Origin of the sequence: Streptomyces lydicus, assembly GCF_000717345.1 — a bacterium.
In the GTDB taxonomy this organism is placed as follows: domain Bacteria; phylum Actinomycetota; class Actinomycetes; order Streptomycetales; family Streptomycetaceae; genus Streptomyces; species Streptomyces lydicus.
Window position 1 is genome coordinate 70865 of record NZ_JNZA01000001.1, and the last position, 21748, is coordinate 92612.

The 21748-nt window shown below is 72.5% G+C and carries 19 protein-coding genes; 15 read left to right on the forward strand and 4 right to left on the reverse strand.

Annotated elements, in window-relative coordinates; all coding sequences use genetic code 11:
- The first annotated feature begins 221 nt into the window (after positions 1-221).
- Entirely contained in the window at positions 222-1316 is a 1095-nt protein-coding gene (locus OO62_RS00325; protein ID WP_033265229.1) for an acyl-CoA dehydrogenase family protein, read from the forward strand.
- Positions 1317-1393: 77 nt separating this feature from the next.
- Here the strand turns inward: OO62_RS00325 and OO62_RS00330 are convergent, their stop codons facing one another.
- The 3 genes from OO62_RS00330 to OO62_RS00340 all read right to left on the reverse strand — a co-directional run bounded on the left by OO62_RS00330 (position 1394) and on the right by OO62_RS00340 (position 5384).
- Entirely contained in the window at positions 1394-2479 is a 1086-nt protein-coding gene (locus tag OO62_RS00330) for a hypothetical protein (protein WP_033265049.1), read from the reverse strand.
- Entirely contained in the window at positions 2476-3705 is a 1230-nt protein-coding gene (locus OO62_RS00335) for an MFS transporter (RefSeq protein WP_051732411.1), read from the reverse strand. Before OO62_RS00335 ends, OO62_RS00330 begins: the two co-directional genes overlap by 4 nt.
- Positions 3706-3857: 152 nt before the next feature.
- The gene (locus OO62_RS00340; protein ID WP_033265231.1) at positions 3858-5384 is read right to left on the reverse strand and encodes a PepSY-associated TM helix domain-containing protein; all 1527 of its coding nucleotides are present in this window, start codon (positions 5382-5384) and stop codon (positions 3858-3860) included.
- An 897-nt stretch (positions 5385-6281) separates the two neighbouring features.
- Between OO62_RS00340 and OO62_RS00350 the strand changes: the two genes are divergently transcribed.
- The 11 genes from OO62_RS00350 to OO62_RS00395 all read left to right on the forward strand — a co-directional run bounded on the left by OO62_RS00350 (position 6282) and on the right by OO62_RS00395 (position 16891).
- Positions 6282-6797: a MarR family winged helix-turn-helix transcriptional regulator gene (locus OO62_RS00350; RefSeq protein ID WP_051732413.1), complete on the forward strand. Its 516-nt coding sequence runs from the start codon at positions 6282-6284 to the stop codon at positions 6795-6797.
- A gap of 213 nt (positions 6798-7010) precedes the next feature.
- Positions 7011-7889, forward strand: a complete 879-nt coding sequence (locus tag OO62_RS00355) for an STAS domain-containing protein (protein ID WP_033265233.1) — start codon at positions 7011-7013, stop codon at positions 7887-7889.
- Positions 7886-8296, forward strand: coding sequence for an STAS domain-containing protein (locus OO62_RS00360; protein WP_033265051.1), 411 nt, complete (start codon positions 7886-7888; stop codon positions 8294-8296). The genes OO62_RS00355 and OO62_RS00360 overlap by 4 nt, the downstream gene beginning before the upstream one ends.
- Complete coding sequence (locus OO62_RS00365; protein ID WP_078616942.1) at positions 8280-8756, forward strand: ATP-binding protein; 477 nt, start codon at positions 8280-8282, stop codon at positions 8754-8756. Before OO62_RS00360 ends, OO62_RS00365 begins: the two co-directional genes overlap by 17 nt.
- The gene (locus OO62_RS00370; protein ID WP_051732415.1) at positions 8741-9751 is read left to right on the forward strand and encodes a SpoIIE family protein phosphatase; all 1011 of its coding nucleotides are present in this window, start codon (positions 8741-8743) and stop codon (positions 9749-9751) included. Before OO62_RS00365 ends, OO62_RS00370 begins: the two co-directional genes overlap by 16 nt.
- A 13-nt stretch (positions 9752-9764) precedes the next feature.
- Entirely contained in the window at positions 9765-11090 is a 1326-nt protein-coding gene (locus OO62_RS00375; protein ID WP_033265052.1) for a PP2C family protein-serine/threonine phosphatase, read from the forward strand.
- Positions 11091-11178: 88 nt separating this feature from the next.
- Positions 11179-13350, forward strand: coding sequence for a TerD family protein (locus OO62_RS00380; RefSeq protein ID WP_033265053.1), 2172 nt, complete (start codon positions 11179-11181; stop codon positions 13348-13350).
- A 243-nt stretch (positions 13351-13593) separates the two neighbouring features.
- Positions 13594-13968, forward strand: coding sequence for a hypothetical protein (locus OO62_RS39395; RefSeq protein WP_157850122.1), 375 nt, complete (start codon positions 13594-13596; stop codon positions 13966-13968).
- A 200-nt stretch (positions 13969-14168) separates the two neighbouring features.
- Complete coding sequence (locus OO62_RS00385) at positions 14169-14537, forward strand: hypothetical protein (RefSeq protein ID WP_129322937.1); 369 nt, start codon at positions 14169-14171, stop codon at positions 14535-14537.
- A gap of 243 nt (positions 14538-14780) precedes the next feature.
- On the forward strand, positions 14781-16517 hold the full coding sequence (gene ctaD / locus OO62_RS00390; protein WP_051732419.1) for an aa3-type cytochrome oxidase subunit I: 1737 nt from the start codon (positions 14781-14783) through the stop codon (positions 16515-16517).
- A complete protein-coding gene (locus OO62_RS00395) occupies positions 16514-16891 on the forward strand; it encodes a hypothetical protein (protein ID WP_228332373.1) in 378 nt (125 codons plus the stop codon). The genes ctaD and OO62_RS00395 overlap by 4 nt, the downstream gene beginning before the upstream one ends.
- A 129-nt stretch (positions 16892-17020) precedes the next feature.
- Here OO62_RS00395 and OO62_RS00400 read toward each other — a convergent pair whose 3' ends face one another.
- A complete protein-coding gene (locus OO62_RS00400) occupies positions 17021-17923 on the reverse strand; it encodes an SDR family oxidoreductase (protein ID WP_033265054.1) in 903 nt (300 codons plus the stop codon).
- 304 nt (positions 17924-18227) lie between these two features.
- Between OO62_RS00400 and OO62_RS00405 the strand changes: the two genes are divergently transcribed.
- From OO62_RS00405 to OO62_RS00415, 3 genes are all read left to right on the forward strand, one after another.
- Complete coding sequence (locus tag OO62_RS00405) at positions 18228-18683, forward strand: SRPBCC family protein (protein ID WP_033265055.1); 456 nt, start codon at positions 18228-18230, stop codon at positions 18681-18683.
- Between the two features lie 68 nt (positions 18684-18751).
- Complete coding sequence (locus OO62_RS00410) at positions 18752-20383, forward strand: phytoene desaturase family protein (protein ID WP_033265056.1); 1632 nt, start codon at positions 18752-18754, stop codon at positions 20381-20383.
- 165 nt (positions 20384-20548) lie between these two features.
- A complete protein-coding gene (locus OO62_RS00415; RefSeq protein ID WP_033265057.1) occupies positions 20549-21748 on the forward strand; it encodes a CaiB/BaiF CoA transferase family protein in 1200 nt (399 codons plus the stop codon).

Below are 21748 nucleotides of genomic sequence, written 5' to 3' on the forward strand. Positions count from 1 at the left end.
CGCGGCCGACCAACTCCACGGCCAGTAAGTCGGAGCGTCGGTTCACCGGGTTCCCGGTGAACACGGAGGAAGCCGTGAACCCCCTACATCCCCTGCAGAGCACGCCGGGCGCCGAGCCGAGCGGCACGCCGGAGGCCGGTCCGCCGTCCGGCGCGGCCCCGTTCGGGACGCCGGCCTGTCCGCCGGAGGCCGCCGGGCTCCGCGAGCGGGTCGCGGCGTTCGTGCGGGAGCGGGTGCTGCCGAGCGAGCCGGTGCTCGACGCGGGCGGGCCGGCCGCGCGCGCCGAGCTGGGCCGGCTCAAGAGTGAAGCGCAGCAGGCCGGCCTCTGGGCGCTGCCGCTGCCCGTCGAATACGGCGGACAGGGTCTGCCGCTGTCCCGTTACGCGCACCTCGCCGAGGCCGAGGGAGCCAGTGACCACGGTCCCGCGGCCCTCGGCTCGGCGTCCCTGCTGGACGTGCTGATGCTCGGCCGGCACGCCACCGACGCCGTCCGGGAACGCTTTCTGCCGCGCATCGCGGCAGGTGAACTACGCACCTGCTACGCGATGACCGAGCCGGACACCCCCGGCACCGACCCCGCCCTGACCGCCACCCGCGCCGAGGCCGGACCCGGGGGGACGTGGACCCTGCACGGCCGCAAATGGTTCATCACGGGCGCGGGCGAGGCCGACCTGGTGACCGTGCTGGCCCGGACCGGCGACGACCTGTCGCTGTTCCTGGTGCCCACCGCCACCCCCGGGTTCCGGGTGGTGCGCGAGCTGCCGGTGCTCGGCGTCGGCGGTCAGTGGGAGATCGCACTGGACGGGGTCGTCGTGCCCCCGGACCATGTGGTCGGCGAGCACGGGACGGCACTGCGGATCGCCGGGGAGCGGCTGCGGCTCGGCCGTGTCCTGCGCTGTCTGCGCTGGCTCGGGCAGGCCGAGCGGGCCTTCGGCCTGATGTGCGCGCGGGCCCGGTCGCGCACCCAGGCGTCCGGCCCCCTGGCCGACCGCCAGCTGGTGCAACAGCTCGTCTTCGACGCCCTGTTGGCGATCCGTACCACCAGGCCGCTGGTGTACGAGGCGATGGCCCGGCTGGCGGCGGGGGACGATGCCCGGCTGGAGACCGGACTGGCGAAGGTCGCGGCGGCCCGGATGCTCCAGCAGGTCGCCGACGCGGCGATCCAGGTCCACGGAGCGGCCGGACTCGGGCCGGACACCGCACTGCCGGGGCTGTTCCGCACGGGGCGCGCGGCCCGCCTGCTGGACGGCCCGGACGAGCTGCACATCGCCGCGGTGGCCCGCCGGGTGCTCCGCGATTACGACGCCGCCCGGTGACACGGCGGCCCCCGCACCCACGTCCCCGTCACGGCACACGCCCCGTCACCGCACCCACGCCGCCGCGACCTCGGCCGTCACATGGTGAACGGCTCCACCAGCCCGGTCAGCGTCGCCAGCCCCCACGCGAGGAAGAAGTCCCCCCAGATCAGCTCGTGCTGCGGCGCGAGCCCGCGGTCGGCGTCGTAGCAGCCGTCGAGCAGCGCGCCGGTCGACGACAGGTGCGCCGTGGCCAGCCGGTGCAGTACCAGACGCCCCCGGTCCGTGAGGCGGTCGGCCGCCCGCCGGTCGCCGGCCGTCCGCGCGAGCACGGCCAGCTTCAGCGCGGCCACCGCCTCGATCGCGGCGGCCGAGGTGTCCACCGGGCCGCTCGGGTCGGCACCCCGGGCCGACGGCACGAGCCGCGCCCCGGGCGCCAGCCGCAGCGCGCTCAGCCGGTCCGCCGCCGCCCGCAGCCGGTCGTCCGCCCCGAAGCACCGCATCCCGTCGGCGACCGCCAGCAGCAGCCACGCGGCGGTACGACTCCACCCGGGCCCGGGTTCGGGCCACGCCGTCCACGTTCCCCGGGGCCCGGCCTGCCACGCGGGACGCGGCGGGTCCTGCGACAGGCACAGGTGGAGGTGCCGGTCGAGATGGGCGTACGCGGCGGCCGCCCCGCCGTCCGCCCGCGCCAGCAGCGGTACGAGCCCCGGCACGCCGTCGGCCCGTGCCAGCAACCGCGGCCCGCCGAACGCCCCGCCCCACGGCACCAGCCCCCACTCCGGCTCGTACGCCGCCAGGCAGGCCCGCGCCGCCTCGTCCCGCAGCGCGGCCGCCGCCCCGTCACCACCCGGCCCGGCGGCCAGGGAGGTGCCGTACCAGAGCACCAGGCCGCGGGTGGCGGTGTCCTGCGCCACCCAGTGCCGCAGCCGGCCGGTGCAGTCGGCCGCCGCGGCCCGGTGCTCCGCGGCGCCCGAGGACAGCGCGCGCAACCACAACAGCCCGGCCCAGAAGCCGCCGGTCCACGAACCCCGCGTGGTCGTCCGCCACGCGCCCGTGTCCGGATCCGCGTACAGCGGGAAGCGCGGACCGGCCGCGCGCGCCGTCACCGAGACCCGGGCCAGCACGGACGCGAGCGCCGTTTCCGCCCAGCCCGCCGCGGCCGGCGCAACCGGCGCGGTCATCGCGTCACCCCTCGGCGACCGGACATCAGCGGCACGGCCACCGCCCCCGCCGCCGCGAACTCGGCCGCCACCAGCAGCCATCCGGGCCCGTAGCCGGTCGCCGAGACCAGCGCGCCGAAGAGCGGCGGCCCCACCGCGAACCCGGCGAAGAAGCCCGCCGACACCAGGGCGGAGTCCTGCCCGGCGCGCCCCGGTGCCGCCCGCCGCATCACCAGCACCATCGACACCGCGTTCGCCGCCACCGCGAACGACCCGATGGCGAGCGCGCCCACCCAGACCAGCCAAGGCACCGGAACCGCCGCGGCGAGCAGCAGCGCCGCGCCCACCGCTCCGGCCGCCAGCAGGGCGGGCATCACCTCGGCGCGGCCCGGCCGGTCCGCCACCCGCGACCACCCCACCCGCCCCGCCATGCCCGCCACACCCAGGACGGCCACCAACGCGGCAGCGGTGGTCGGTCCGAGCCCCAGGCGCTGCGAACCGAACAGCGCCAGATAGGTGTTGACCGAGGCGATACCGCAGCCGAGCAGCAGCGAGAAGACCGCCAGCCGCCTCGTCGCACCCTGGGCGGCGGGCGTGCGGCACGCTCCCGGGGTCTCGGCGGCCGCGTCGTGCGGCAGCATCCGGGCGGCCCAGGCCGCGGCCACCGCCGCCGTACCGGCCGCCGTCCAGACGGCGCCGCGCCAGCCCACCCCCGCGGCGAGCAGCGACAGCGGCAGCCCCGCCGCGAACGCACCGACCTGCACGCCGGACTGCTTCAGACCGGTCACCGCGCCGCGCCGCTCGGGCGGAACGGCCGCCAGGATCACCTTGTTGGTCGCCGGGTTGGCCAGGGCCTGCGGCAGCCCGCCCAGCGTCACCGCCACCAGCAGTACCGCCGCTCCCGGAGCCGCCCCGATCAGCGCGAGCGAGACGGCGGCGAGCAGCAGCAGCGCCACCAGGCAGCGGCGCGGTCCCACCCGGTCCACCAGCCGCCCGGCCACCGGCGACAGCAGGGCCGCCGCGCCGAACCCGGCCGTCGTGGTCAGCCCGAGCGCCGTCCGGGAGATGCCCCACTCGTCGACCAGCCGCGGCCCGAGTGCCCCGAGCAGGAAGAGCTGCATCATCGAGAAGGCCATCGCGGAGGTCAGCAGCGCGGTCACCGCCGGTCCCGCGGGGCGCGCCCGGGAGGTGCCGCCGCCCGACCCGGCGGCCTCCGCTTCCGTCTCCGTACCGCGCTCTGCTCGCACCGCTGCCCTCCCGCAGGCTCCGGCCCCGCTCCGGGGCCCGGTCCAGTCAGTCGTACGGGCCGGGCCGCCAGTTCCCGACATCGCTGCCCGGACATCGCTGCCCGGTCGTTGCTGCACGGGGCCGGACCGACCGGACACCGGGGGAGGAGAGGTCAGTCCGCGGGGGCGGCGGCCCGACGCCGGTGCGCGAGCACGCCGAGGACGACGTCCACGAGCAGGAAGCCGACCAGCGAGACGCCGAGCAGCGGCACCGCCCAGCCCACCGCCGCGACGCCGCACACCAACGGGAGCAGTACCGGCAGCGGAACCCTCCGCCACGCTCCGCGCGGCACCGGGCGCCCGAAGGACAGCGTCCGCCCGTGCGTGGGCCGTCGCTGCCACCACATCCGGTAGCCCCACAGGATCAGGAAGACCAGGGCGAGCGCGAGCGCCGCCAGCGCGATCTGGTTGACGAGCCCGAACAGGGTGCCGGTGTGCAGGTCGATGCCGTAGCGGGTGAGCTTGGCCAGAACCGGGTAGTCGGCGAACCGCGAGACGTCGGTGACCCTGCCGGTGGCCGGGTCCACGGCGACCGCGTCCTGCTTCTCCGGCCAGCTGCGCCCGACCTGCTTGACGACGTAGGCGGTGCCCTTCGCCGTCGGCAGGTCGATCTCGACGGGAGAGGACAGGCCCTCGGCGCGGGCCGCCGCCAGCACCCGGTCGACGCCCACATCCGTAGCGGAGCCGCTCGGCGCGCCGCTTTGCTTCCCGTCCATGCCCGGCATGTCAGGCATCCCGGCCGTCCCGCCGGCACCGCCGTGGTGGGCATGGTGCCCGGCGTTCCCGGGATCCGCCGCGCCCACGGTCACGGCCGTGGAGACGCTCGGCGTCGCCTGCCCCAGGGACCGGCGGAACGCGTCGATGTGCGCGCCGGCATACCCGGACCAGGTCAGACCGGTCACCGAGAGGAAGAACAGACCGCCCGCCGCCCACACGCCGACCGCCCCGTGCCAGGACAGCGTCCGGCGGCGGCCGGTGGCGGTGCGGTCCGGCAGCGCCAGGGCCCGCACCTTGCGCTGGGTGCGCCTGCGTCCGATCCAGAGCGCGAGGCCACCGCCGGCGACCACCCACAGCCAGCTGGCGGCCAGTTCGCTGTAGAGGCGGCCGTTCTCCCCCAGGTGCAGGTCGCGATGGAGGGAGTCGAGCCAGGTACGCAGCGGCAGCGCCCCGGTGGAGCCGTACGTCTCCAGCGCGCCCCGGACCTCACCGGTGTGCGGGTCGACGAAGACGGCGAGCTGGTGGTCCTCGGGCACGCCGGGCGCGCCGGAGAGCAGCACGCGCGTGGTGTCCCCCGGTTCCGGTGCCGGGCGCACGGCGGCGACCGCACCCTCCGGGTGCGCCGCACGCGCCTTGGCGACCTGCTGTGACAGCGGCAGCGTCCGGCCACCCGCCGGAACGCTCAACTCATGGGCGTAGAGCACCTTCTCCGCCTGGAACGAGGCGGCGTAGAGCAGGCCGGTGAGGGCGGCGACGAGGAGGAAGGGCGCGACGAGCACCCCGGCGTAGAAGTGCAGGCGCAGCACCAGCGGGCGCAGTGCGGCCCATCCGGACCGCGGCACCGCCGTCTGCCGCTCGCCGGGGGCGGCGGCGTCCGGGGTCTCGTCCGCATCGCTCGGTACGAGACGTTGTTCAGTGGGCACGCGCGCTCCCAGGTCGAAGGCGGGGAAGGTGAGGTGGACCGGCCCGCTGCCGTTCCGGTTCAGGGAGTCGGACGAACGGAGCGTCGAGTTCCGGCGCGGTGCTGTGAGGTGACCCACAGGGCGGTCGGCCGGCATGCGCCGCGCACGCACCCTCCGGTCGCAGGTGTCCACGGGCCTCAGGCGCACAGGGCCGTCTCGCGGCGCCGGATGTCAGCGAGCGGCTGCTGGCCCTGAGCCACAGCCTGTACGACGAGCCGGAGACCGCCCTGGCCGAACACCGCTCGGCCGCGAAAATCGCGGACCTGCGGGAGACCGCTGGGTTCACCGTCACCCGGGGCGTCGGCGAGCTGCCCACCGCGCTGCTCGCCACCCGGGGATCGGGCGAGCTGGTGCTCGGCCTGTGCGCCGAGTACGACGCGCTGCCCGGCATCGGGCATGCCTGCGGGCGCAACGTCAACGGCGCGGCCTCGGAAGGGTCCGGGTCTGTTTCGAGGCCGGGGCGCTCGCCACCGGGGCCACCCTCGAACTGCGCCCGCACGGCCGGGACTTCGGGCGTGTGACGGTGCCGGTGGCCCGCCGGGACGGTCGGCCCCTGGTTCCCCGGCCGCCCGCCGTCCGGCCGGGCGCCGCGTCCTGCGCCTGGCCGGACGGGGTGGTTGACGGGCAGGAGTATCGTCTTGCGGTAGCCGGCCCCCGGCAGTTCCTGCTGGTCGTGCCGGAGTGTTCCGTACGAGCCGCGCGGACGGGGCCGGAAGCGCGTGGGCGGCGCCACCGGGAGGTGCTCCGCTGCCGTAGGACGTCATGGTCGACCGCCTTGAGCGCCGTACGACGGAGCAGAGCGCCGGGCCGGCATCTGGAGCGAGCAGGACCGACAAGGCTGGACGGGAGCGACCGCGGATGGACCACAATCTCCCTGCTTCGGAAAGCGAAACGCACGACGCGGCGACCGCGGCTTCCGAACTGATCGAGCTCCTCGAGGTGTTGTGGGAGCAGGGGCGGGACGCGGTGCCCACCGCCCCGGTGTCCCTGTCGCAGCTGCGGGTCCTGTATGCGGTGGAACGTGACGAAGGCATCAATCTGCGCACCCTGAGCCGGCTGCTGGACGCGGCGCCGTCCTCGGTGAGCCGGCTGTGCGACCGTCTCCAGGCGATCGGCTACCTCAGGCGGGCTCCCCACCCGTCCAGCGGGCGTGAGTTGGAACTGCGGCTGACCGGCCAGGGGGTGGCGTATCTCTTCGGCTTGCGTGCCCGTCGGGAGGAGGCGCTACGGTCGTTCATTGCCCGGATGCCGCGGGGGGAGCGAGCGGCGCTGACCGAAGGGCTGACGGGATTCCGGACGGTGGTGGACGCCGCGTCGCCGATCGGTCTGCAGGCGTCCCGGGACGTCGGGGCGCGCTCGGCCCGATCGGCCTGACCAGGCATTTCCCCGGTCCATAGGGGCTGCGGCGGCGGGGTAAGTACCCATCGGGGGTGCGGAGGAGGCCCTGTTGATCTTCGGGCTTTCCGTGCTTGACTGTCGTCGCTAACATTTGCCGGGCGACAACAATTCGGTCCGGCGAGACCGGAAGACCTGGCCGCACGTCGGACCGCCACCGTGTGCCGGCCACCGTAGGGAAGGGATCCTGTGCTGAGTTCCGCCGAGGCTGCCGCACGCAGGCGCATCAGCAGCGCGCTGCGCGCAGAAGCCGACGACATCGCCGACCGTTGGGTGCAGTTGCAGCTGGACCGAGGTGCCCTGGGCAAGCAGGTCAGCGAGGTGGAGCTGCGGGAGGAAGCGGACGACCTGGTGGCCGCGCTCACCTCCGGTCTCGACAGCGACATACCGGTGGAAAACCTCGTCGCCACCCACCAGGAGCTGCGGCAGGCGGTCTCCGAGCTGTCGCTGCGCAGGGCCCGCGCCGGCGCCCCGCCCACGGGCACCTCGCTGGCGGTGCTGTACCTCAAGGAAGCCCTGCTGGAGGCCGTACAGCGGCAGACCCGTGACGGCGACGAACTGTTCACCTCCGCGCTGCTGGTCAACCGGCTCCTCGACACCGCGGGCGCGCTCTCCTTCGAGACGTACGTGGAGGGCCGCGAGGAGATCATCCGGCGGCAGAGCCGCCAGTTGCTGGAGGTGTCCACGCCGGTGGTGCGGCTGTGGCGCCACGTGCTGGCCGTCCCCCTCATCGGCACCCTGGACACCGCCCGCACCCAGGTGGTGATGGAGAACCTCCTCCAGGCCATCCAGGAGAACGAGGCGCAGATCGCCATCATCGACATCACCGGCGTACCCACCGTCGACACCGCGGTCGCCCAGCACCTGCTGCAGACCGTCAACGCCGTACGCCTCATGGGCGCGGACTGCGTCATCAGCGGCATCCGGCCCCCCATCGCCCAGACCATCGCCCAGCTCGGCATCGACCTGTCCACCATCCTCACCCGCGCCACCCTCGCCGACGCGCTGACCGCCGCCGTCAAACTCACCGAGGACTCCTCCGCACAGGCCGACCCGCGGGACGCGCGATGAACGGCCGGCCCTCGAACGGGGTGCCGATCCTTCGGCTGGGAGACGTGCTGGTCACCGGGCTGCTCAACGAACTCGACGACAAGTCCGCGGTGGCGTTCACCGACGAACTCACCACGCGCATCAGTACCGACGGCGCACGCGGCGTCCTGGTCGACATCTCCCGCCTGGAGATCATCGATTCGTTCGTGGCCCGCACCCTGATGGAACTCACCACCATGGCGCGGCTTCTGGGCGCGCGAGTGATCGTGGCCGGCATGCGGCCCCCCGTGGCCATCACCCTGGTCGAACTGGGACTTCAGCTGGACGGCGTGGAAACCGCCCTCAACGCCGAGCTGGGCATGGCGGCGCTGGGCTGGTACCAGAGCGCCCAGCCTCCGCAGGGAGGTGGGCGTGACACGGACCGGTGAACTCGCCAGCACCACCACCGTCCGCGAGGCGGACCAGCACCACGGAGCCGACTCGCCGGCGGCACCCTCCCGCCATCCCGTACGGACCGAGGAGGACCTGCTCAGCGTGCGGCACGCGGTGCGCGCGGCCACGCTCAGCGCCGGATTCAGCATCATCGACCAGACGCGGGTGGTCACCGCGGCGAGCGAACTCGCCCGCAACGCCTACATCCACGGCGGAGGCGGCACGCTCGCCATCGACCACCTCACCCGCCACGGCACCGCGGGACTGCGGCTGACGATCCGGGACGACGGCCCGGGCATCAGCGACCTCGACCGGGCCTTCACCGACGGCTTCACCACCGGCGCGGGCCTCGGGCACGGACTCGGCGGCGCGCGGCGGCTGATGGACGAATTCGAGGTGCACAGCGAGCCCGGCGCGGGGACCACGGTGATCGCCGTCCGATGGGCGAGCCGGTGACCCAGCCCCCCACCCTGACGACCACGCACATCCGCGTCGACCACTACAGCGCCGTGCACCTGGCGGCTCAGACGGCCCGCTCACTCGCGCAGAGCCGGCAGCTTCCCGGACCGCTGCCCGAGCACTGCGCGGTCATCGCGTCCGAACTCGGCAGCAACCTCGCCAAGCACGCCACCGACGGTTCCCTGTTCGTCCAGCCGACGCTGCTCGGCGACGGCGTGGAGGTGCTTTCCGCGGACCGGGGACCCGGCATGCCCGAGCTCGACCGGTGCCTGACCGACGGCTACAGCACCACCGCCACGCTCGGAGCCGGTCTGGGGTCGGTCAGCCGGATAGCGTCGGACTTCACCATCCGCACCCAGGAAGGCACCGGCACCCTGGCCTGCGCACGGCTCTGGGCCCCCGGTGACCCGCCGCCGTCCGCAGCGGGGACCGGCGCGGTCTGCCTCCCCGCCGACGGCGAAGAGGTCAGCGGTGACGCCTGCGCGCTGCGCGACACCCCCGCCGGCCGCACCGCGATCGTCATCGACGGCCTCGGCCACGGGCCGTTGGCGGCGGAGGCCGCGCAGAGCGCCCTGCGCGCCTTCCACCGTGCGCCGGACGAACCGTTGCCGGACCTCCTGCACGGCATCCACCGCGCGCTGCGCCGCAGCCGCGGCGCGGCCGTCGGACTGCTCCGCCTCCACCCCCACCGGGGCGAATACTGCGGCGTGGGCAACGTCCGCGTCCTCGCCCTCGCCGGGCAGAGCGTCCACCACCGGCACACCGGCCAGCCCGGCATCGTCGGCCTGCGCATGCCACGGCCGCAGGTCCGCTCCCTGCCGCTGGAGCCCGGCACGACCGCCGTGCTCCACTCCGACGGCATCGACCACCGCTGGACCCTCAGCCCCCCGCCCCACCTCCTGCAGCTCCCGCCGCCCCTGCTGGCCGCGGCCCTCGCCCATGGCCACCGGCTCACCCGCGACGACGCGACCGTCCTGGTCGCCACCCTTTGACACAGAGACTTCCGTGACCCCCCACACCTTCCACCGCACCTTCCACTCGCTGCCGACGCTGCGCACCGCCGTCCGCAGCCTGGGCGACACCCACCGGCTGGCCATCGAGACCCGGGCCCGCCTGGTCCTGTCCGTGACCGCACTGGCCGACCGCGCGTTCCGGGCCGGGCGCCCCGTCACCCTGGAGGCCGCCTGCGCCGCCGGCACCGGCCGCAGCGACTCGCTGCTGTCCGTCACCCTCCGGACGAAGGGCCCGCTGCCCCCGGCCGAGCTGCCGCTGCCGGCGGAAACGGCACCCGACGGCACCGCGGCGACCTGGTGCCTCTCCCTCGCCGCACCGCACGCCCCCACCCCGCACGACGGGGCCGCGCCCGCCCGGCCCGCCCCGGTGACGACCGCCACCGCCAAGGACAACGGCCACGCCGAAGCACCCGTGACGGCCCCGACCGAGACGCACGCCCTCGAAGAGGAACTCCGGGCCGCCCTCGCCCAGGTCGACGCCCTCAGCGAGGCGCACCGCCAGCTCAAACACGAACTCGCCGAGACCAACAGCGGGGTGCTCGCCCTCTACGTCCAGCTCGAAGAACGCGACGAGCAACTCCGCACGGCACACGGCCAGGTCCTCAGGGAGCTCGAAGACGCCCTGCGCCCCCCGCCGATCGCCGTCGACGGCCTGGAACTCGCCGTCCACTACGCGCCCGCGGAGACGGACGCCCCCACCGGCGGCGACCTCTACGACTGGTTCTCCCTGCCCGACGGCACCGTCCACATCACGCTCGTCGACGCCCTCGGACACGGCGTACGCAGCACCCGCAGCGCCCTGAACGTCACCCACGCCGTGCGCACCCTGGCCCTCGAAGGACACCCGCTGGGCTCCATCGTCCGGCGCACCAACGAAATCCTCGCCCCCTTCGACCCCGACGTGATGGCGACCGTGATCCTCCTTCGGATCGACCCCGGCACCGGGCACCTGGAGTTGGCCAACGGCAGCCACCCACCCGCGCTGATGATGCGCCGCGACGGCACCTCGCAGTACCTGGAGGTCCGCGGCCGGGGCATCGGCTACCCCCTGCCCGGCAGCGACCGGGTGCTGTCGGAGAAGCTGGACGCCGGCGACCTCCTCGTCCTCTACACCGACGGCCTGACCGAGAGCCGCAGGGACCCGCTGGAAGGCGAAGCCCGCCTCATCGAGAGCGCCCGGCGCCACCGGCACCGCCCCATCGAGGACGTCCCCGGCGCCATCGCCGGCGACATGCACACCGTCGTCCTCCACCCCGACGACACCGTCGCCCTCACCGTCCGCAGAACGCCGGCAGGTCCCGCGGAAGAGAGCCGCTGAGTCCGGGCGGCCCCGCTTCCTGACAGGCAGCGGGGCCGCCGCCGAAACCCGTGTGCGCCCGGGCACACCGCTCTGGGATCATGCCGGAATGGGACACAGTCTCGAATCAATGGTTATCCGGCACACCTTCCGCCTCCCGTTCCCCACGGGGCCCGTGGGGAACGGTGGTGTCGCGGCGCGACAGTTCGACGCCGCCCTGATGTCGGTGGGTTTCAAACTCTCGGCGGATCTGCTGGAGCGGCTGTCGGGACTGTCCGAGGGGACGGTCGTCGACACCGCCGTCGACACACTGCGTACCGTCCGCGAGATGGTCGGGGACCACGTCCAGCACAACGTCTACTTCATCGACTTCCCGGCCAACGTGCCCGACACGTGCGACTTCTGGGCGCAGTGCATCATCGAGGCGCTGGCCGACGAGGCAAGCCGGGAAAGCACGCTCGAGCAGCTCAGCAGCGGTGTGGTGGACCTGCTCACGCTGCCGTCCTACGGCAACTACCCCCACACCTACCGCGAGATGCTCGCCGCCCAGGACGAGCTGATCGCGGCGGCGGGCGACCGGATGACCGTCCTGCACACGGGCGACCCCCTGGCCGACGAGATCACCGCTCTCTACCTGGCCCTGGCCGGAAGCACCACACCACTGGGCGACGACGACCTGGAGGACCTGCGGGCGCTCGCCGCGCACTGCGTGCACGGTCCCCAGCCCGAGGCCATCCCGATCCGCGAGAACCGTGCCCTGGTCAACCAGGCCCGCCTGGGCGTCGGCGCGGACCTCCTGGTGGACACCGTCACCGATGTGCTCCGCCTGGCCTGCGCCCTGTCGGACGGCGATGTGACCCTCCAGGAACCGACCCGCTTCAAGAACCTCTCACGTCCGGTGCGCCGCGCCCTGCTCGCGGGCCTCGACGGCGTGGTCGCCGCCGCCCCCGCCAAGCTCGCGGACGTGCACGCGCACCGCGAACCCTTCAAGCGCCTCGGCGAACGCCTCCACCCGCACGAGTACCCGCGCTGGCCGCACGCCGCCCAGGTGTTCGCGGTGGCCCGGGGCGAGCAGCAGGCCCGCTCCCTCGACAGCCGCGCCGAGGAACTGTTCGGGATGCACGACGTCACCGGGGCGGCGGAGCTCCTGCGGGCCGCGCCCGGCAAGCTCTTCCGCTCCCTGGACCGGCTGCTGCGGATGTGCCTCACCCAGGACGAGCGCGAGGCCGTCGTGGCCGTCGCCGAGCAGGTCGCCGACCGGGTCTCCGGCCGGGTCCTGCTGTCGGTCCGCGAACACCTCCACAACCGGCCCGAGGAGACCGGCGAACGCCGCGTCTTCGTCAACCGCCTCGGCCGCGCCTGGGTCACCTCCGACGAGCGCCAGCCGGTACTCCCGGACGAACGCAAGCGGCTGATCTCCGCCCTGGACGCCGAAATCCGCCGACGCCTGCCGGCCCCCGAGCACCTGCTGATCGATCCCGACGTCCTCGATGTCGCGCTCCCGCTCAGCGGAAAGGCGACAGCGTCCGGGCTCGGCGTGCTGCCCCGCGGCTCCCTCTCGCCCGTCGACGGCGAACTGCTGCGCTTCTTCGTCTACTGGAAGCAGACAGACCGGAGCACCGACTACGACCTGTCGGCACTGATGCTGAACGCCGACTACTCGACCCGGTGCTGGCTCTCGTACACCGCCCTCACGGAAGTCGAGGGCGAGCACTCCGGGGACATCACCGACGCGCCCGACGGGGCCTCGGAGTTCATCAACCTGCGCCTGGGCGCGGTCCGCGGCACCTTCATCGTCCCGCAGGTCAACATCTTCGCGGGGGAGGGCTTCGAAGAGGTCGAGGAGTCGTTCTTCGGCTTCATGCTGCGCGAGACCGCCCAGCAGGGCCGCCCGTTCGAACCGCGCACCGTACGGCTGAAGTCGGAACTGCGCGGCCCGGGCAAGGTGGCGCTGCCACTGGCGTTCCTGCGCGGCGACGACGGCCGCTGGCGCGCCAAGTGGCTGCACCTGCACCTCACGGGGAATCCGGCGGCCAACCGCGTCGAGGGGAACCGGGTATCGGTCGCGACGCTGCTGCGCGGCATCGTCGAACGCGAATACCTCACCGTGCGCTACCTCGTCGACCTGATGACCGGCGGCACCACGACCGTGACCCTGTGGGACGGCAGCAGCCTCCCGGACGGCCCGGTCACCTACCTCGGCCTGGAACGCCCGGAGGGCCTCCACCCGGACTCCCGCATCCTCACCCCCGAAAATCTGCGCGACCTGATCCCCGCCTGACTGTTATCGTTGCCCACGGCGAGGCCATGAAGGGGCTTCCTTCTCACTCCTTGAACTAGCCCTTTCGCTTTCCTCGCCTTCTACTTCGCCCCCTCGCGGGCCATGGTGAGCAGGGCCGGCAGAGGACGGTGGGCGACCAGCCCGGGGTAGCCCTCCTCATTCCGTCGGTACGGCGTGTCGTAAGGGATGCGGTGGGCGGTGGGCGGCGAGTGCCAACACCGGCGGCTCACGCAGAATGCAGCCATGACCGTCTTCTCGTGCAGTGCCTGTCAGCAGCGAATCACCCTCGCCCTCCGGGAATCGCCGATACCGCCTCCAGTGACGGAGGAAGCCCCGGGACACAGGTTCCTGCCACCGCTGATGCCGCACGGGTCGTATGCGGTCAGCCCCCACACCGGCGCCTTCGTTCTCAATCCTGACGACATCTCGGGGGTGTCCCGGCACCCTGACCGTGGGCGCCTCAACGGATGCTGCGGACTTGACGGTTTGGACGGCCCCAACCTCGTTTGCGATGCCTGCGGAGCCGAGGTCGCAACCCAGCAATCGGATTGCTGGTCTCAACAACTGATCACGCTGATCCCCGACGCGGTGACCACAGCCGTGTCGTCCTCCAGTTGAACCAGTGCAGTTTCGGCGGCACCTGGCACGGTCCGCCGGAGCGAAGCACGTTCCTCGCGGGCGGATGAACGAAACACCGCTCAACCTGGTTCGCGCCCGCGCGGCGCAGACATACTCCAGGCACCCGTGACCGGCCCACAACGGACGGCTGAGTATCCGGACTCATGCGCCCGGACGCGGGGGATGTTTGGCTGCTGAACATGCAGCAGATGCCGTCCCCGTACAGAGTCGAGCCGAGCCGCCCGACCGGCGATGAGCGCGATCGCCATGCGTTCGCCACCCCGGCCATCTCGACCGTCGTGACGCTGGCCGGGGGATTCGTGTTCGGTTGGCTCGCCATCATGACGTTTGTCGTGTGTGGATCGTCCTGTGACAGTGACCCCGCCGGGTCGGTCATCTTCACCGCGTGCACCTGGAGCCTCGTCGCCCCCGTCATGCTGCTGTTGATCAGTTGGCTTCTGCCGTGGCGACGGCGATACAGCGGGGCACGTCTCGGCTTCGCGATTTTGGCGCCGCTCTCCGTGGGGGCGATCTACGTCCTGTTCAACGTCTGGCTCGTCCTCACGTGAGTCCCGGCCGGCCGCTGGGTTCAGCCGAGCGCCGCGTCGGCCATGAGACACGGATGGCGCCAAGGGCACGTCGCTGTGGGGGTTGCGGGCTGACAACGACGACATGCCGTGGCTACTCCACTCGGGTCTGACTGTCACGCCATTGGCGGCGTTTCGGCCGCTCAAGGAGGCGATCGGCTCCCGGCACAGCCATGATGCGGCTGAGTTGCGACGCCAACCGCGAGCATCGGGAGATACCCACCAGTGAGCATCCTCAACGACCCCCACGGTGCCGCGGCAGCCGAGGACTCGTACGAAAACGAATTGCCGCTCAGGGGCAAAGAGCCCGGGAACGTGGTGATCAGGTGGCTGACGACCACCGACCACAAGACCATCGGCACGCTGTACCTGCTGACGTCGTTCGCGTTTTTCCTCGTCGGCGGCTTGATGGCGCTGGTGATGCGCGCCGAGCTGGCCCGGCCGGGCACGCAGATCGTGTCGAACGAGCAGTTCAACCAGGCGTTCACGATGCACGGCACCGTGATGCTGCTGATGTTCGCGACGCCACTGTTCGCCGGCTTCACGAACTGGATCATGCCGCTGCAGATCGGTGCCCCCGATGTGGCCTTCCCGCGGCTGAACATGTTCGCCTACTGGTTGTATCTCTTCGGCTCGCTGGTGGCGGTCGGGGGGTTCCTCACCCCGCAGGGCGCGGCGGACTTCGGCTGGTTCGCCTATACACCGCTGTCCGACGTGGTCCGGTCCCCGGGCATCGGTGCCGACATGTGGATCATGGGTCTGGCCTTCTCCGGCTTCGGCACGATCCTCGGCGCGGTCAACTTCATCACGACGGTCGTCTGCATGCGCGCGCCCGGCATGACCATGTTCCGCCTGCCCATCTTCACCTGGAACGTGCTGCTGACCGCTGTGCTGGTCCTGCTGGCCTTCCCGGTGCTGGCGGCGGCGCTGTTCGCCCTGGAGGCGGACCGCAAGTTCGGCGCCCACGTCTACGACCCGGCCAACGGTGGTGCGTTGCTGTGGCAACACCTCTTCTGGTTCTTCGGGCATCCAGAGGTGTACATCATCGCCCTGCCGTTCTTCGGCATCGTTACCGAGGTCATCCCGGTGTTCTCCCGCAAGCCGATCTTCGGCTACATCGGTCTGGTCGCCGCGACGATTTCCATTGCCGGTCTTTCGGTCACGGTCTGGGCGCACCATATGTACGTCACGGGCGGCGTGCTGTTGCCGTTCTTCTCCTTCATGACATTCCTGATCGCGGTCCCGACCGGTGTGAAGTTCTTCAACTGGATCGGCACGATGTGGAAGGGCTCACTATCCTTCGAAACGCCGATGCTGTGGGCGATCGGCTTTCTCGTCACCTTCCTTTTCGGTGGCCTGACCGGTGTCATCCTGGCTTCGCCGCCGATGGACTTCCACGTCTCCGACTCGTACTTCGTGGTGGCGCATTTCCACTACGTGGTCTTCGGCACGGTTGTTTTTGCGATGTTCTCCGGGTTCCATTTCTGGTGGCCGAAGTTCACCGGCAAGATGCTCGATGAGCGCCTGGGAAAAATCACCTTCTGGACGCTGTTCGTGGGGTTCCACGGCACCTTCCTGGTGCAGCACTGGCTGGGTGCGGAAGGCATGCCGCGGCGTTACGCGGACTACCTGGCCGCCGACGGTTTCACGGGGCTGAACACCGTCTCGTCGATCAGCTCGTTCCTGCTGGGCCTGTCGATGCTGCCGTTCCTCTACAACGTCTGGAAGACCGCCAAGTACGGCAAGCCGGTCGGCGTCGACGACCCGTGGGGCTACGGCCGTTCGCTGGAGTGGGCGACCTCCTGCCCGCCGCCGCGGCACAACTTCCTCACCCTGCCCCGTATCCGTAGCGAAGCCCCGGCGTTTGACCTGCACCACCCCGAGATCGCCCTGCACGACGAGGCGAACCACGGCAAACGCGACGTGGTGGAGGCGCCCAGACATGAAGGCGGCCCGTCTTGACCTCACCGGGGCGCCAGGGGCCCCCGCTCGCCGGGCAGGGGGCCGCACTCGCCAACGAGGTGGAGGGCTACCTCCTTGCGCAAGCGGAGCGAGAGCAGGCGCAGCATGAGGCCCAAGCGCTCTGCCGGCGCCTGACCTGGCTCACCAGGGGACAGGCCGAGGACCTCACCCGCCATTACACCGAGCAGCGTCTGGGCCTGACGCGCCAGGCGCTCCAGGCCACCGCCGACCGGGCCAAGCGCCTGCGCGGCGAATACGAGGCGCGCTACGCCGCATTGCGTCGCACCCTGCTCAGACGGCACGCCGTTTGTGCGTGCTTGCTGTTTGTGTGTTCCCTCGCCGTGAGTGCGGGGACCAGTCTGCTGGGCCGCTGACCTGAGCGGCAGTAGTGGTGAGTGCGGCGGCGTTCTGCCCGGCCTCCGTGCACGCGGAGGCCGGCGTCGTTTGCTTGCCTCACTCGTTCGGCGTGACGCACTCCGTATGTGCGCGCGGTTCGGGGACGCTCAGCCGGCCCGGCCGCCGGGTGCCTCCTGACCGGGTGGCCTCTCCGCCGCCTTGCCGCCCGCGCCGAACAGTCCGGTGGCTGTGAGGTCCGAGCGGTCGGTGAGGCGCGCGAACTCGTGACGGGAACGGCGCGCCACGATGTCCGGCAGGCCCGCTCGTACGGCCTGGGCGGCCCGCAGCCAGGGCTGGGCGTAGACGACGGGGGCGCGCCGCTCGATGCCGTGGACCAGGCGGGCGGCCACCGGGGCCACCGGGTGCGTCTTCGAGGCGGGCCACGGCAGCCCGGCGCGGAGTACCCGCATGACCGCGTGGCCGTCGGCGGCCTTGATCATGTCCGTGTCGGCCCAGCTGAGATAGGCGACCCCCACGCCCACGCCGCGGTGCGCCAGCTCCGCGCGTAGGGAGTGTGCGAACGCCTCGGCCCCCGACTTCGAGGCGCAGTACGCCGACATCATGGGTGCGGCGGCGATGCCCGCCAGGGACGAGACCTGCAGGTAGTAGCCGTGCGTGCGCAGCAGATCAGGGAGGAACACCCGGGCGGTGACCGCGCTGCCTAGCAGATTGACCTCCACGATGCGACGCCAGGTCGCGGGGGCGGTGTCCAGGAACGGCCCGGCCGCCGCCACCCCGGCGTTGGCGACCACCACGGACGGTGGGCCGAGGCGTTCCGTCACCTGGGTGGCCGTCCGTTCCATCGCGGCTTCGTCGGTCACGTCGACGGGCCAATACGCGCTTTCGCCCGGCAGCGAAGCCGCCACTCGGGCGAGTTCGGGCTCCTCCAGCCCGAGCAGGGCCACCTTGGCTCCCCGCCGTGCGAGGGCACGTGCCATGGCCTCACCCAGTCCGCGCGCGGCGCCGGTGATCACTGCGATGCGCCCGAGCAGGGGCAGTGTTTCGGCCATGGTCAGGTCTCCGTGTTTCTGCCGGCCGCCGGGCCTTGCCCGCCCCGCAGGACGGGAGGGAGAGGGCAGGAGGGGGATTTCTACCGTAATGCCGCACCGTCGGGAGTTCCTGCGCACGCCGGTGAGTGGGACGTCGTCGCACAGCCTCACGGCCGTCGCGGGCGCGGGCGCCGCCGGTCGGCTGCGGAGGGCCGAGTACGACGAGCCGCTCTAGGCTGAAAGTCGACCGCTGACGACCCGCTCCGTCGAGAGGGTCCATCGAGGGGGTCGAGAGGTTCCGTCGAGATGCCGGAGGGCGAAGCGCATGGCTGTGAGGCATCAGCTGATCAAGAGGGCTCCGGAAGCGGTCTGGGCGATTCTCGCCGACGGCACCCGTTACGCGGAGTGGGTCGTGGGCACGGCCAGCTCGCGGCCCGAGGACGGGGCCTGGCCCGAGGTGGGCTCCACCCTCGCGTACACCGTCCGCCTGGGGCCGTGGACGCTGAACGGCCGCACCATCGTCCGCCGCTGCGACCCGCCCCGGGAGCTGGAACTGGAGGTCGACAGCGGCTCGCTGGGCACCGCCCGGATCGCCATCGACGTCCGTCCCTGGGGCGAGGACAGTGTCGTCATCGTCGACGAGCACCCCCTGACCGGGCCCGGCGGAGTGCTGCACAACGCGGCCCTGGACGCCTTCCTCCAGCTGCGCCACCGCAGCATGCTGAGCCGGCTCGCCAAGCTGGTCGAGAGCTTCCCACGCGACCTCAGCGACCTGGACTGATCCGTACGGCCGGCCTCGCGGCGGCACGCTCCGACGGTCGGCGCCGCCCTGGTGAAGAGGAGACAGCGATGCCCGACGCGGTGGTGATCGGAGCCGGTCCCAATGGCCTGGTCGCCGCGAACCTGCTGGCGGACCGCGGTTGGACGGTCGACGTCCTGGAGGCACAGCCGGAGCCGGGCGGCGCGGTCCGCAGCGACCGCGGAGTGCACCCCGACTACGTCAACGACCTGTGCAGCTCCTTCTATCCGCTGGCCGCCGCTTCACCGGTGCTGAGCGCGCTCCGCCTCGAAGAGGAAGGGCTTCGCTGGAGCCATGCGCCCCGGGTTCTCGCCCACCCCTTGCGGGACGGCCGGTGCGCGGTCCTGGAGCGGCGGGTACCGGACACCGCGCGGGCCCTGGACGGCTTCGCCGTGGGCGACGGCGCGGCGTGGCGCGACCTGTGCGACGTCTGGGACCGCGTCGGGCACGACCTCATCGATGCCCTCTTCGCCCCCTTTCCGCCGGTGCGCGCCGGGGCCCGGCTCCTGGCCCGGCTGCGCGGGGCGGGCGGACTGCGCCTGGCACGGACGATGTTGCTGCCGGTACGGCGCCTGGGCGAGGAGGAATTCCGCGGCGAGGGGGGCCGGTTGCTGCTCGCCGGCAACGCCCTGCACGCCGATCTCGCTCCGGAGGCCGCGGGCAGCGGCGGCTTCGGCTGGCTGATGTCGATGCTCGGCCAGTCCGTCGGCTTTCCGGTCCCGGTCGGGGGCGCCGGAGCCCTCACCGATGCCTTGGTACGTCGCCTGGAGCGGCGCGGCGGCGCGGTGCGGTGCGACGCACGGGTCGTCGAGGTCGTGGTGCGCGGAGGCCGTGCCGTGGCGGTGCGCACGTCCGGCGGCGAGACGGTTTCGGCGGACCGGGCCGTCCTGGCGGACGTCTCCGTACCGGCCCTGTACGGCGAACTGGTCGACGCCCGGCACGTTCCCGGCCGGGTCCTCGCGGATCTGCGCCGGTTTCAGTGGGACTTCGCCACCTTCAAGGTCGACTGGGCACTGGACGGCAAGGTGCCCTGGACCGCCGAGGACGCGGCCACCGCGGGTACCGTGCACCTGGCCGACGGGGTCGACGGCCTGACCCGGTTCGCCTCCCAGATCTCCATGGGGCAGGTGCCGGACCGGCCCTTCGCGCTGTTCGGGCAGATGACCACTGCCGATGCCACCCGTTCGCCGGCCGGCACCGAGGCCGCCTGGGCCTACACCCACGTACCGCACCACGTCCGCGGCGACGCGGGCGACGACGGCCTGACGGGGGTGTGGAACCAGGCCGAGCAGGAGGCCATGGCCGATCGCATGGAGCACCAGGTGGAGCGCTACGCACCCGGCTTCCGCTCCCGGATCCGGGCCCGCCGGATCCTCGCGCCGCCCACGCTGGAGGCCATGAACGCCAACCTGCACGGCGGGGCGATCAACGGCGGCACCACCGCCCTCCATCAGCAGCTCCTCTTCCGCCCGACGCCCGGGACCGGGCGCCCGGAGACCCCGGTCAAGGGGCTGTACCTGGCCTCGGCCGGAGCGCACCCGGGCGGCGGGGTGCACGGCGCACCCGGCGCGAACGCCGCCCACGCGGCACTGCGCACCTGGTCGGCGAACGGCGTGCTCAGCCGTACCCAGCGCATGCTCGCCCGCCGGGACCGCCGGGGCGCCCGCACCACCCGGTCCTGAGACGCCGCTTGGCGCACGTCCGCAGGGCGCGACCGGATGCCCGCCGAGAGGGAGCGGCGCCGCGCCGGGCACCTGACGGGCGCGCGGGTGGTTGCGGCACTCCCCTGGCCGGGATCCATGATGGTGTGCCCGACGCGGGATCCGTACGCTCCTGGAGGTCAGCGCATGACCGAGCTCTCCGAAGACCTGCCGCTCTCCGGCATCACCGTCGTCAGCGTCGAACAGGCGGTGGCGGCCCCCTTCGCCACCCGTCAACTGGCCGACCTCGGTGCGCGCGTCATCAAGGTGGAACGCCCGGAAGGGGGCGATTTCGCGCGCCGTTACGACACCACGGTGCACGGTGAGTCCAGCTACTTCGTGTGGCTCAACCGGTCGAAGGAGTCGTTGACCCTCGACCTCAAGTCGGACCGGGGGCGGCAGATCCTGGAGCAACTGCTCGGCGGGGCCGATGTGTTCGTGCAGAACCTGGGCCCGGGCGCGGCCGCCAGGATGGGCCTGGACGCCGAGGCGCTCGCCGGGCGCTTCCCGTCGCTGATCCCGTGCTCCATCACCGGCTACGGATCGAGCGGGCCGTGGGCCGGCCGCAAGGCGTACGACCTGCTGGTGCAGTGCCAGACCGGCCTGGTCTCGCTGACCGGGAACGAGCACGGCCCGGCCCGGGTGGGAGTGTCGGTCGCCGACATCGCGGCCGGTATGTACGCCTACTCGGGCGTCCTCACCGCCCTGTTCACCCGGGCGACCAGGGGCGTGGCCCGCGCCGTGGAGGTCTCGCTGTTCGAGGCGCTCGCCGAGTGGATGAACCAGCCCGCCTACTACACCCGTTACGGTGCCGCCCAGCCCCCACGCCTCGGCACGCAGCACGCCACCATCGCCCCCTACGGCGCCTACACCGCAGCCGACGGCAAGGACGTGCTGTTCTCCATCCAGAACGAACGCGAATGGGCGGCCCTGTGCGAGCAGTTCCTGGGCCTGCCGGAACTCGTCGGGGACCCCCGCTTCGCCACCGGCTCCGACCGCGTGGCGCACCGCGAGGAACTCAACGCGCTCGTGGCCGGGCGGTTCGGCGAGGCGGACAGCGGCGAGGTGATGAAGCTGCTCGACGAGGCGGGCATTGCCAACGCCGGCGTCAACGACATCGAAGCGTTTCTGGCCCACCCCGTGCTCACGGCCCGGAACCGCTGGCGCGACGTACGGATTCCCGGGGGAGCGATGGTGCCCGCGCTGCTGCCGCCGGCGGACCTGTCCGGCACCGCGCCGCGCATGGACGCAGTGCCCGCCGCCGGCGAGCACTCCCGGAGCATCCTGGCCGAGCTGGGGTACGACGCGGCCGACATCGACGGGCTGAGCGCCGACCACGTCATCTGA

Excerpts from the sequence above, each read along its gene's own strand:
- OO62_RS00350 (WP_051732413.1), top strand. The coding sequence starts at position 6,282 with ATGGACCACAATCTCCCTGCTTCGGAAAGCGAAACGCACGACGCGGCG.
- OO62_RS00370 (WP_051732415.1), top strand. The coding sequence starts at position 8,741 with ATGGGCGAGCCGGTGACCCAGCCCCCCACCCTGACGACCACGCACATC.
- OO62_RS00330 (WP_033265049.1), bottom strand. The coding sequence starts at position 2,479 with ATGACCGCGCCGGTTGCGCCGGCCGCGGCGGGCTGGGCGGAAACGGCG.
- OO62_RS00380 (WP_033265053.1), top strand. The coding sequence starts at position 11,179 with ATGGGACACAGTCTCGAATCAATGGTTATCCGGCACACCTTCCGCCTC.
- OO62_RS00400 (WP_033265054.1), bottom strand. The coding sequence starts at position 17,923 with ATGGCCGAAACACTGCCCCTGCTCGGGCGCATCGCAGTGATCACCGGC.
- OO62_RS00410 (WP_033265056.1), top strand. The coding sequence starts at position 18,752 with ATGCCCGACGCGGTGGTGATCGGAGCCGGTCCCAATGGCCTGGTCGCC.
- OO62_RS39395 (WP_157850122.1), top strand. The coding sequence starts at position 13,594 with ATGACCGTCTTCTCGTGCAGTGCCTGTCAGCAGCGAATCACCCTCGCC.
- OO62_RS00415 (WP_033265057.1), top strand. The coding sequence starts at position 20,549 with ATGACCGAGCTCTCCGAAGACCTGCCGCTCTCCGGCATCACCGTCGTC.
- OO62_RS00385 (WP_129322937.1), top strand. The coding sequence starts at position 14,169 with ATGCAGCAGATGCCGTCCCCGTACAGAGTCGAGCCGAGCCGCCCGACC.
- OO62_RS00360 (WP_033265051.1), top strand. The coding sequence starts at position 7,886 with ATGAACGGCCGGCCCTCGAACGGGGTGCCGATCCTTCGGCTGGGAGAC.
- OO62_RS00405 (WP_033265055.1), top strand. The coding sequence starts at position 18,228 with ATGGCTGTGAGGCATCAGCTGATCAAGAGGGCTCCGGAAGCGGTCTGG.